The organism is Zobellia uliginosa, assembly GCF_900156625.1.
GTDB classification, from domain to species: domain Bacteria; phylum Bacteroidota; class Bacteroidia; order Flavobacteriales; family Flavobacteriaceae; genus Zobellia; species Zobellia uliginosa.
This window is the reverse complement of sequence record NZ_FTOB01000003.1, coordinates 522,055-534,205: the sequence shown is the minus strand read 5'-3', so window position 1 is coordinate 534,205 and position 12,151 is coordinate 522,055. Positions and strand designations below refer to the sequence as shown.

Annotated in this window: 10 protein-coding genes; 9 read left to right on the top strand and 1 reads right to left on the bottom strand. The window is 43.7% G+C overall.

The features are described 5' to 3' along the window. The first annotated feature begins 100 nt into the window (after nt 1-100). From BW980_RS10755 to BW980_RS10745, 3 genes are all read left to right on the top strand, one after another. A complete protein-coding gene (locus BW980_RS10755; protein WP_076455213.1) occupies nt 101-721 on the top strand; it encodes a MarC family protein in 621 nt (206 codons plus the stop codon). A 26-nt stretch (nt 722-747) separates the two neighbouring features. Then, complete coding sequence (locus tag BW980_RS10750) at nt 748-1,125, top strand: nuclear transport factor 2 family protein (protein WP_076455212.1); 378 nt, start codon at nt 748-750, stop codon at nt 1,123-1,125. A gap of 68 nt (nt 1,126-1,193) precedes the next feature. Then, nucleotides 1,194-1,658: a GNAT family N-acetyltransferase gene (locus BW980_RS10745; RefSeq protein ID WP_217694799.1), complete on the top strand. Its 465-nt coding sequence runs from the start codon at nt 1,194-1,196 to the stop codon at nt 1,656-1,658. 7 nt (nt 1,659-1,665) lie between these two features. On the opposite strand, the gene BW980_RS10740 is transcribed toward BW980_RS10745, so the two are convergent. Continuing rightward, nucleotides 1,666-2,430: an XRE family transcriptional regulator gene (locus tag BW980_RS10740; RefSeq protein ID WP_013995808.1), complete on the bottom strand. Its 765-nt coding sequence runs from the start codon at nt 2,428-2,430 to the stop codon at nt 1,666-1,668. Between the two features lie 172 nt (nt 2,431-2,602). Here BW980_RS10740 and BW980_RS10735 point away from each other — a divergent pair, with 172 nt between their 5' ends. The 6 genes from BW980_RS10735 to BW980_RS10710 all read left to right on the top strand — a co-directional run bounded on the left by BW980_RS10735 (nt 2,603) and on the right by BW980_RS10710 (nt 12,039). Beyond that, entirely contained in the window at nt 2,603-3,862 is a 1,260-nt protein-coding gene (locus BW980_RS10735) for a putative DNA modification/repair radical SAM protein (RefSeq protein WP_076455576.1), read from the top strand. Nucleotides 3,863-3,908: 46 nt separating this feature from the next. After that, nucleotides 3,909-4,682, top strand: coding sequence for a TIGR03915 family putative DNA repair protein (locus tag BW980_RS10730; RefSeq protein ID WP_076455211.1), 774 nt, complete (start codon nt 3,909-3,911; stop codon nt 4,680-4,682). Between the two features lie 191 nt (nt 4,683-4,873). Then, complete coding sequence (uvrA, locus tag BW980_RS10725) at nt 4,874-7,714, top strand: excinuclease ABC subunit UvrA (RefSeq protein WP_076455210.1); 2,841 nt, start codon at nt 4,874-4,876, stop codon at nt 7,712-7,714. Nucleotides 7,715-7,756: 42 nt separating this feature from the next. After that, nucleotides 7,757-8,305: an HNH endonuclease gene (locus BW980_RS10720; RefSeq protein WP_076455209.1), complete on the top strand. Its 549-nt coding sequence runs from the start codon at nt 7,757-7,759 to the stop codon at nt 8,303-8,305. A 183-nt stretch (nt 8,306-8,488) separates the two neighbouring features. Next, the gene (locus BW980_RS10715) at nt 8,489-9,175 is read left to right on the top strand and encodes an LOG family protein (RefSeq protein ID WP_076455208.1); all 687 of its coding nucleotides are present in this window, start codon (nt 8,489-8,491) and stop codon (nt 9,173-9,175) included. Next, nucleotides 9,175-12,039 (top strand): gluzincin family metallopeptidase, encoded by a 2,865-nt coding sequence (locus BW980_RS10710; RefSeq protein ID WP_076455207.1) that lies wholly within the window; start codon nt 9,175-9,177, stop codon nt 12,037-12,039. Before BW980_RS10715 ends, BW980_RS10710 begins: the two co-directional genes overlap by 1 nt. The last annotated feature ends 112 nt before the right edge of the window (nt 12,040-12,151 follow it).

The following is a 12,151-nucleotide window of genomic DNA, read 5'->3' as shown; positions in this document are numbered from 1 at the left end:
CACATCCCTTCCCCTTGGAAAAAAGATGAAAAAGAAATGCTAACCCTCGCGAAAAACGGAATTCAGTTTTGGTTTTTCAATAAAGGAAAATTGTTTTTACATGGATAACCTTATGACCTTTTCCATTACCGTGTTCACCGGATTTTTTGCTATAATGAATCCGCTGTCGAACATACCCGTCTTTCTATCCTTGGCAGGTGGGGCCGATAGAACCACCCAACGGAACATCAGTAAAAAAGCAACACTTACGGCCTTTATCATAGTTACGCTCTTCCTCGTTCTAGGGAAATTCATCTTCCTCCTTTTCGGTATTACCATACCCGCTTTTAAGATTACAGGGGGGATTTTAATCTTCGTAGTAGGTTTTGATATGCTCCAGTCTAAAAAGTCTAACGTAAAGCATTTAAAGGAAACCCATATTGATGAGGATATTGCCATATCGCCCCTAGCCATTCCTATTTTGGCGGGACCGGGAACCATTGTTACCGGAATGAACTTTGTTTCAAACGCCGGATACCTCAAAATCATAATGGTCATCGTGATTTTCGGCCTCTTGTGCTGGATGACCTATATCTCGTTTATGTTAAGTGAACTCTTTATCAAAAAAATCGGGCATAACGTCATATCGGTAATCGGGAAAATCATGGGATTGATCATCGCCATTATAGGAACCGACATGATCATACAGGGTATCAAAATATCCTTCACCCTATCCAGCTAACCCAAGTCCATTAAAAATTTAGATATATGAATATCAAGGAAAACAAGAAAAATGCCATTGACTTTTACCGAATGGCCTACGAAGGCAAGCCCAAGGCGGCCATAGAAAAGTATTGTGGCGGGACCTATATTCAACACAACCCCCATGTGGCCAATGGCCCTAAAGGCTTTATCGATTACTTTGAGAGAATGCAAAGGGAATATCCCGAAAAGTCCATTAAATTCGTTCGGGCCGTTGCCGAGGGTGATTTAGTGGCCCTGCACACGCACCAAATCTGGCCAGATAACGACCAATATATCACCATGGATTTTTTCCGCTTTGACACGGAGGGGAAAATATGCGAACACTGGGACTCCATTCAACAGATTCCTAAAACATCGGCAAACCCAAATACCATGTACTGACCCCTTCTATATTTTAGGATCAATTTAAGAAAAACGAAGATGTTCGCATCCAATATATGCTTAGTTTTATGGCCTTTAAAGACGACAAATCACCTGGTATGACTATTGAAATTTTACACAAATACGACCTGAACGACGACATTCAGTTACAGATAAAAAATCTATATAAACAACTGAACGACAAGAATGAACAGCGACCTTTGCATCAAATACTTCAAGATGACAACCAAGTTATCTTTGTGGTTTGTAAAGAAGAAGGGCAAATCGTTGGCATGGCCTTATTGGCTACCTATAAAGTGATTTCAGGTTATCGGGGACTGGTGGAGGATGTCGTCGTCGATGCCGACCATCGAGGTAAGGGAATCGGTAGAAAATTAATGGAGAAACTCTTGCAAGAGGCCCAACACAAGAATATAGATGATATCCTTTTATTTTCGGGCCACCATAGAACCAAGGCGATCGCCCTGTACAAAAGCCTAGGTTTTACCCTGCGTGAAAGCGGGGTCTACAATCTAAAAGTACCAAGGTCATGAAGTAGGTCTAGACCTTCTTTACGTGGCGTAACTGACTTTTGAGTTCGTCCATAGACTCTTTCAATTGTTTTAAAAGCCCTTTCTCCGTAGTAGCGTCTTCCCCGAAGGTAATCCTACTACTTACCTGCCAAATTTCCTGTATTTGATACGGTTTGATTTCATAGGGAGGATAGGTCTCGTTCAATGAAACCAGGGTAATGTTGTTCGAATTCGGGCGCTTTTCCACTTTTTTGACCAATACCGCATCTTCCAAAACCACTACGTACATTTTATTGGGACTCACATCGTCGATATGCTCTACGGCCCTGGCCAAGACCCATTCGCCCGGTTTTAAATTCGGGAGCATACTATCCCCTTCTACCTGAAACCCCCGATAGGTAGCATTCCTGAATTCCGGTATCGGAAGGTCGAAGGCCGGCAACTGTTCGTACCAGCTTGTATCCTGAATGTTTTGCGGATAGCCAGCCGCTGCCTTGGCATTCACCAAGACCATATTTTCATTTCCCGAGTTATCGACCGTTACGACTTTTGGGATAACGCTGGTCTTCGAAGTCTCCAAGTACTGATTGTCGCTACTTCCAAATAGCCATAGGGGATTGATCTTAAACTGCTTCAACAGCTCCATTACCACCTTTCCCGAAAGTTTGGTCCTCCCCCTTTCAATATCGGCCGTAGTACTCGACAGCCCTAATAATTTTGCAAATTCGGCTTGGGTATAGCCCAAGTCTCGGCGTACCTCGATAAATCGTTTTAATGTGATTTCATTTTCCATAGAACTCTTGCATTGGGTCTCTTGTTCAAAACTGTCGAGGGCTTGAAGTTTCCACCACCCTTTCATTTTCAAATATACACATTTTGGAATATATCCAAAATATTATTTGGATTATATCCATAATATGGATTTTTTCCATAATTTTGGAATAAATACAAACCCACCTATGTCATTGTCATTTGATAGAATAAAGGAAAAATTGAACATCTTGGCCGATGCCGCCAAGTACGACGTTTCGTGCTCCAGCAGCGGAAGCGTTCGCAAGAACAACACAAATGGGCTAGGCGACAGTAGCGGCATGGGTATCTGCCACAGCTATACGGAAGACGGCAGGTGTGTTTCCCTGCTCAAGATCCTCTTGACCAACCACTGCATTTTTGACTGTGCCTACTGTGTAACCCGCAAGAGTAACGACGTGCAACGGGCCGCATTCAAGATCCAAGAGGTAGTAGACCTGACCATCAATTTTTATCGCCGTAACTATATCGAAGGCCTATTTCTCAGCTCGGGCATTTTTAAAAGTCCCGATTACACCATGGAGCGCTTAGTGGCCGTTGCCAAAAAACTCCGTTTGGAAGAGAATTTCAACGGTTACATCCATTTAAAATCCATTCCCGGGGCAAGTGACGAGCTTATGCGTGAAGCGGGACTCTACGCCGATCGATTATCGGTCAACATCGAGGTGCCCACAATTTCAGAGCTCAAACTTTTGGCCCCCGACAAAAAACACGAAGATTTTACCAAGCCTATGCTAAAGGTGAAAAACGAAATCATTCAATATAAATCGGAGAAAAAAATCATTAAAAGCACCCCTAAATACGCCCCTGCCGGGCAAAGCACCCAAATGATCGTAGGCGCAACCGGGGAATCGGACAAAGATATTATGTACTCGGCCACATACTATTACAAAACCTACCATATGAAGCGGGTCTATTATTCGGGCTATGTACCGGTAGCGGACGATAGCCGATTACCTGCCATCGGGACCCAAGTGCCCATGCTCAGGGAAAATAGACTCTACCAGACCGATTGGCTCTTGCGCTTCTACGGCTTTGGGGTCCAAGAACTTCTAAACAACGACCACCCCAACCTCGATATGGACGTAGACCCTAAATTAGGCTGGGCCCTTCGGAACATGCAATACTTCCCCATAGACATCAATAAAGCCGATAAAAGCGTATTGGCGCGCATACCGGGCCTCGGTATGAAAAGCGTCCATAAAATCATTAGTGCCCGGCGCTTTAGAAAACTCAACTGGGAGCACCTTAAAAAAATTGGCGTGGCCTTGAACCGTGCCAAGTATTTCATTGTCTGTGATTCCAGCAAATGGGAACATAGGGATATGGAAGGCGCCAAGATAAAGGGATTGATCCTTCAGAATTCGACAGGAAAGTTTAGAAAGGAATATAGTAACCAATTGCAATTGTTTTAATGGAATGCACATAAGCTAAAGTAGTAACCGAAAAAAAGCATGTATTATGAATTCGACTAAGACCCTTATTTACGACGGTAGTTTCAACGGATTTCTTACGGCCATATTTGTGGCCTTTGAAGAAAAGGCAGTGGTGTCCGATATTCAGAAACACTCGGTCTGCCAAAACGGACTATTCTCGGAAACGGAAACCATTTTCACCCAAATGGACAAGGCCAAAAGGGTCTGGAACGGAATTCATAAGAAGAGCCACAGCGCCATAAAGGACATCTACTTTGCATTTTTAAGCGAGCATAAGGGCATTGAGATCTTGCTCTACCGCTTTATTCGGAAAATGTTCGCCTCCGATACTTCCATTGCCTCCGATTACTCGGACGGCCTCGTGCTAAAGATCAGTCAACTCGCTCGTTCCGTGGGTCGTGAAAAGCATCGTATGGAAGCCTTTGTAAGGTTTCAATTGACCAAAGACGAAATCTATTTCGCCAACATAGAGCCTGATTTCAATGTGCTTCCCCTTATTTCAAAACACTTTCGCTCAAGATATGCCGACCAGCAATGGCTGATTTACGATATCAAACGGAAATACGGAATTTTTTACGATTTGAACCGAGTGGAAATCGTATCCCTAGACCTTGATGACATCCATACCAACAGCATAAACAAAAGTGCCCATTTTACCGATGAGGAATACAACTATCAAGACCTCTGGAACAATTACTTTAAAAGCACCAATATAAAATCGCGCATTAATTTAAAGCTTCACAAACAACATGTACCCAAGCGGTATTGGAAATATTTAAGCGAAAAAAAAGCGGTTTAGCCCCACCGCTTAACGCCCGCTTTGAAAATACTGCGCAAAGAGAGGGCTTTTATCGCGTTAAATGTGTGCCCATATCGTTCGAAACACCTTTTATTTAGGGTGTTGGCCCTAATTACCTTAACATAGATATAAGTAAAGGTCGCTTCTTTCTTAAGGGTCAAAAACGTACCTTTGCCACTTTGCTATAGAAAATGATAAATTACGAAGAAAATATTGAGGTTCAGGGCGCCCGTGTCCATAACCTTAAAAATATAGATGTTACCATACCCCGGGAAAAGCTGGTGGTTATAACCGGACTTTCAGGAAGTGGGAAATCTTCCCTTGCCTTCGACACGATCTATGCCGAAGGCCAACGTCGTTACATCGAAACCTTCTCGGCCTATGCCCGTCAGTTTTTAGGGGGATTGGAAAGACCCGATGTAGACAAGATCGATGGACTTTCACCGGTGATTGCCATAGAACAGAAGACCACATCCAAATCACCGCGTTCGACCGTGGGCACCATTACGGAGATATACGACTTCCTCCGCTTACTTTTTGCCCGTGCCGGCGATGCCTACAGTTACAATACGGGCGAAAAAATGGTGAGTTATAGCGACGACCAGATCAAGGAACTTATTAAGAAAGACTATAACGGAAAAAAGATAAACGTACTCGCCCCGGTCATCAAATCAAGAAAAGGGCATTATCGCGAGCTTTTTGAGCAAATTGCCAAACAAGGCTTCGTAAAAGTACGGATCGATGGCGAAGTGAAGGATATCGTCAAGGGCATGAAAGTAGACCGCTACAAGACCCACGACATTGAAATCGTTATCGACCGCCTTAAAGTTTCCGATACCGAGGACATGGACAAGCGTCTTTCCGAAACCATAAATACCGCCATGTACAGTGGTGAAAACGTACTCATGGTCTTGGAAGAAGGGCAGACCGTGGCGCGGTATTTTAGCCGAGACCTGATGTGTCCCTCAACGGGCATCTCCTACCCCGTACCCGAACCCAATACCTTTTCCTTTAATTCACCCAAGGGCATGTGCCCCAATTGTAACGGGTTGGGCCATGTATACGAGGTAAACGAAAAAAAGATTTTTCCCAATAAAAAATTATCCATAAAATCCGGGGGGATCGCTCCCTTGGGCGATTATAAAAAATCGTGGGCGTTCAAGCAGATAGAGACCATTGGCCAACGCTACAACTTTGAGCTCACCGATCCCATCTCCAGCATTTCCGAAGAGGCCATCGATGTGCTACTCAACGGCGGACACGAAACCTTTGAGGTAGATTCGAAGACCCTAGGCGTAAAGCGCAACTATAAAATCGACTACGAAGGTATTGCCAACTTTATCAAAAGCCAATACGAGGAAGCAGGAACAACGGCATTAAAGCGCTGGGCCAAGGAATATATGGACAGAATCACTTGTCCCGAATGCGAAGGCGCCCGCCTGCGAAAAGAGTCCCTCTACTTTAAAATAGACGAAAGGAACATCGCGGAATTGGCCCATTTGGATATTGCGGAATTGGCCGAATTCTTCAAGGGGCTTGAGAAGAAACTGGAAGGCAACCAGCTTAAGATTGCCGAAGAGATCATTAAAGAGATCAAGACCCGTATTCAATTCCTCTTGGATGTAGGCCTTGATTACCTCTCCTTGAACCGAAGCTCTAAATCCCTTTCGGGAGGGGAAGCCCAGCGTATTCGCCTGGCCACCCAGATCGGTTCTCAATTGGTCGGGGTACTTTACATTCTCGATGAGCCTAGCATTGGCCTTCACCAAAGGGACAACACCCGCCTGATCAAATCTTTGGAGGCCCTAAGAGACATCGGAAACTCCGTTATCGTAGTAGAACACGACCGCGATATGATCGAATGCGCCGACCATGTGATCGATATCGGACCTAGGGCCGGTAAACACGGCGGTGAAATTATTTCCCAAGGGCATCCCGATGAGCTAAAAAACGAAAATACCCTTACGGCCGATTACATTACGGGCAAAAAGGAAATTGCAGTTCCCAAAAAGCGCAGAAAGGGCAATGGCAAGAAAATAACGCTTTCCGGCTCTACCGGAAACAACCTGAAAAACGTTACGGTCTCTTTTCCTTTAGGACAGATGATCGGTGTTACTGGAGTTTCAGGCAGTGGAAAATCGACCTTGATCAACGAAACCCTCTACCCTATTATGAACGCCCATTATTTCAATGGCGTAAAAAAACCTATGCCCTATAAAAAAATTACGGGCCTAGAACATATTGACAAGGTAATAGACATCAACCAGTCGCCTATAGGAAGAACCCCACGTTCCAACCCGGCCACCTATACCGGTGTTTTCGGCGAAATCCGTTCGCTTTTTGCCAAAACCCCGGAAGCCGCCATTAGGGGGTACAAACCCGGCCGATTTAGTTTCAACGTCAAAGGCGGCCGATGTGAAACTTGCCAAGGTGGGGGACTCCGGGTCATAGAAATGAATTTTTTACCCGATGTATACGTAGAATGTGAAACCTGTAATGGCAAGCGTTTTAACCGTGAAACCCTTGAAATACGATATAAGGGCAAATCTATTGCAGACGTTTTGGAGATGACGATCAACGAAGCGGTTGATTTTTTTGAGCTTATCCCCAAAATTTATCGTAAGTTAAAGACCATACAAGATGTCGGATTGGGATATATTTCCCTAGGACAGCAGTCCACTACCCTTTCCGGAGGTGAAGCCCAGCGCATTAAGCTGGCCACGGAACTTTCTAAACGGGATACGGGCAATACTTTTTATATCTTGGACGAACCCACAACAGGACTCCACTTTGAAGATATTCGTGTTTTAATGGAAGTTTTGACCCGATTGGTAGACAAAGGAAATACCATATTGGTCATTGAGCACAATATGGATGTTATTAAAATGGTCGACTATATTATCGATATCGGCTATGAGGGGGGGCGTGGCGGCGGCAAGGTCGTTGCCCAAGGAACACCCGAAGAAGTGGCCCAGGACAAAAAAAGTTATACGGCCAAATATTTGAGACCTGAGCTGAACATACCGGACTGAAAAGAAAGAAATATTATATGTATTTGAAAAAGAACATAGAAAATGACGCGAAACTATTGGAACGAAGAATGGAAAGAAATTGAATTCGATGATAAGATAGCGGAAAACGAAAAGTTTAAAATATCAAATTACGGCCGGATACTCAATTGTAAAGGCCCTGAAGAGTTCTTGGTTACCGAATCCTTCATAAATGGATACCAAAACTTGCCCTTAAAGCAAAAACGGAACGGAAAATCGACCAGTAGGTACGTTCACAAATTGGTAGCCGAACATTTTTTAGAACAAAAAGATGGCGTTTTCGTCATTCATCTCGATTACGACAAGACGAACAACCATGTGGACAACCTGAAATGGGCAACAAAAAAAGAAAAGGAGGAGCACCAGTTCAGTAGCCCTAAATGGAAGAACAAACCAAGGCGAATTACCTACTCCAAGCTTACGGAAACCAAGGTCAAATTGATCAAGAGAAAACTAAACGACCCCAACCGCAGGACACGTTTAAAAATGATCGCAAAACAATTCGGCATTTCGGAAATGCAGTTGCACCGCATTAAAACAGGTGAAAACTGGAGTTCGGTAACCGAATACTAAATACGGGCACAGGGAGTTTTACTTATAGCTTAAAATTTAAACGAGTTTTGTGCCACTCTAAAATAAAAGTAATAAATTCATTGGCTGATTTTAAGTGACGGGAGCTAGCACCCCGCCCTTATCCAAGCCATAGTCAATACTGTTAGTCGGGTAAACAACCCACGAATAAATGAATTAGCATACATGAGAAAAGAACAACACCACAAAGGTTGGAACGAAATAAAAACGAACGATTCTTGGGCCATTTTTAAAATAATGGGCGAGTTTGTAATGGGATTTGAAAAGATGGGTACCATTGGCCCCTGTGTTTCTATTTTCGGTTCGGCCCGTACCAAGGAGGGTGAAAGGTATTACGAGTTGGCCGTAAGCATTGCCAAAAGTATTGCAGAAGCAGGCTACGGTGTCATTACCGGTGGAGGGCCAGGCATTATGGAAGCTGGTAACAAAGGGGCCCACCTTGCCGATGGTACGTCGGTAGGACTGAATATAGACCTGCCCTTTGAACAACACGACAACCCCTATATCGATTCGGATAAGAGCTTGGACTTCGATTACTTTTTCGTCAGAAAGGTCATGTTCGTAAAATACTCCCAAGGTTTTGTCGTAATGCCCGGTGGTTTTGGCACCCTTGACGAACTCTTTGAAGCCATTACCCTTATCCAAACCAATAAAATAGAAAAGTTTCCCATCATCTTGGTCGGCAGCGAATTCTGGTCCGGGTTGATAGATTGGATAAAGAATACCATGCTCGGCGTAAAAAATATTAGTCCCAATGACCTAGACCTTATTAAGATTGCGGACACCGAAGATGAAGTGGTCGATATTATCGATGCTTTCTACAAAGGCCGAAATCTGAGTCCTAATTTTTAATGCCTTCCTTGAAATTAAAATCCCTCATATATTGTTTTTTTCTAGGTGCTGTATCGATATCCGGTATCGGGGTACTTTCGGCGCAGCACCAGAACGTACTCACGGCCAACCTCGACGGGGAAAGCAAGGAAATACGTATTCAACAGGAATTCACCTATCACAACAATTCGAACGTCACCCTTAGCACCCTTTATTTCAATGATTGGGCCCATGCCTACGCCAGTAAAAACACGGGGTTGGCCAAGCGGTTTTCAGAGGAATTCAAAAAGAGTTTGCACCTCGCAAAGAACGAAGAACGCGGATATACCACGATCATAAGTGCCGTTGACGATGAGTATAGGGGCCTCTTTTGGCGGCGTACCAAGGAACTGGACATCTTGAAGGTAGAATTGAACAGTCCCTTACCGCCAGGTGAATCGACCAAGCTCTTCCTTACCTATACTATAAAGCTTCCTGAAAACAAGTTTACGCCTTATGGTTACGACAAGAAAAAGAACAGTTTCTATCTAAAGGATTGGTACCTGACCCCCGCCTACTTTGACGGCACGTGGCATCTGTACTCTAACAAAAACCTTGAAGACCTTTATACCGGAGTGACGGAAACGGTGGTCAATTTCGTCTACCCGCCCCACTTATACTTGGCCTCCAACTTTACCATATTGGGCAATAGTAATTTCCCGAACGGTCAAATGGCCCAACTTTCGGCTACACAACAAAAAAACTGCGAGATCTTACTGAGCCCCCAAAAGCGCTTCGTTACCCACGTAACACCACAGATGACGGTCATAACCGATATTGAAGCCTCAAAATATGACGAAATCGGCAAGGGCATTTCCATCAATCGGGTAACGGAGTTTATCGAGAACAACCTAGGCAAATTTCCCCATTCCCAGCTCTTGGTCAGCCAATTGGACTATGAAAAAAATCCCTTGTACGGCATCAACCAATTGCCCTCCTTCATCAGGCCCTACGAAGAACAGTTTCAATTTGAAATGAAGTTTTTAAAGACAGCACTGATCAATATTCTTGAAGAAACCTTATTTCTCGACCCTCGAAAAGAACAATGGCTAAGCGATGCCATCGCCAATTACCTGATGATTGCCTATGTTGAAAAATACTATCCCGATCAAAAACTATTGGGAAAACTATCAAGGATCTGGGGTATTCGCAGTTTCAATCTGGCTAAAATGGACTTTAACGAGCAGTATCCCTTCCTCTATATGCTTACTGCACGTACCAATTTAGACCAACCGCTGAATACCAGTAACGACTCACTCATCAAGTTCAACCAAAAAATAGCCAACAAGTATAAGGCCGGACTCGGTCTCTCCTACCTCGCCAGTTATATCGGTAAGGAAAAGGTCGACAAAAGCATAAAAACCTTTTACAAACATTATAAACTAAGTCAAGTCAAGACCCTCGATTTTGAGTCTATTTTAAAAAGGGAAACCAATATTGACATCGACTGGTTCTTTAACGAATACGTCTCCACCGATAGAAAAATAGACTTTAAGATCAAAAAGGTAGAAAAGACCGAAGATTCACTTCGGGTGACCATAAAGAACAAAAAAGGAACCAATGTTCCCATTTCCCTATTCGGGCTCAAGAACGATTCGGTAGTATCTAAATATTGGTTTTCGGACATCAATACGATCAAGACGGTGACCATTCCGAAGAACGGTGAAAAACGTCTGGTATTGAACTACGACCAGAAAATACCCGAATTCAACCAAAGGGACAACTGGAAATCTTTAGGCGGCTTCTTTTCCGGAAACAAAAAGTTGAAATTTACGTTCTTTCGCGATTCCGAAAACCCCTACTACAATCAGGTCTTTTACGTACCGATTTTAAATTTCAATATTTACGACGGATGGACGCCCGGTATGCGCCTCTACAACAAAACCTTATTAGAGCGCCCCTTCGTTTACGATTTTGCCCCCTCCTACTCCTTTCGTGAAAAAGCCTTTGTGGGCTCGGGAAGGGTTACCTATAGAAAATACCTGAGCAAGAGCGGACTTTACGTGGCCAATTACAGTGTAGCCGGTTCTACCTATCACTTTCAGGCCAATTCGCGCTACTCTACCATAACCCCTTCTGTCACCTTCGGCTGGAGACCCTCCAATCTGATTTCGAACAAAAGGGAGTTTTTAAACTTAAGGTACGTTAACGTACTAAGGGACAAGGCCGAAAATCTCGGCGATTTTGAAACGCCTCCCGATTACAGCGTACTGAACCTAAGATACACCAATCGCAATCCGGGAATCATCAACTATATCTCTTGGTTTGCCGACGCACAACACGCCAGTGATTTCAGTAAGGTGGCCTTTGAACTTGAATATCGTAAACTTTTCGAGAACAACCGTCAATTCAACTTCCGCTTCTACGCGGGTAAGTTTATCAGAAACAAGACTACCGAGTACAAAGACCCGAACTACTTCAGCTTTGCCCTTGACCGACCTACCGATTATCTGTTCGACTACGGCTACCTCGGACGATCTGAAGATTCCGGCATTTACAGTCAGCAGATCATAATAGCGGAAGGTGGTTTTAAGTCTTTTCTTCCCCAAGAATATCGATTCGCCAACGACTACCTAACGACCATAAATACCAGTGTCAACCTTTGGCGATGGATTGAAGTATACAGTGACCTAGGTTATGTAAAGAACAAAGGGGTAAGTGGCAAGTTCGTTTACGATGCGGGGGTCCGCCTCAATCTACTGACCGACTATTTTGAACTTTATTTTCCGATGTATTCCAATAATGGATGGGAAGTCGCCCAGCCCCAATACGGAGAAAAAATTCGCTTTATCGTTACCGTAAGCCCAAAAACCCTTATTGGTCTGTTTACCAGAAAGTGGTTCTGACCCGATCAAAGAATCTCTAAAAAAAAATCGAAATACGGATTTAAAATTACCAAAAGATCATTTCTAAAGGTATATTATTAATTATTTTTTAATCAACTATGATAAATTGGCA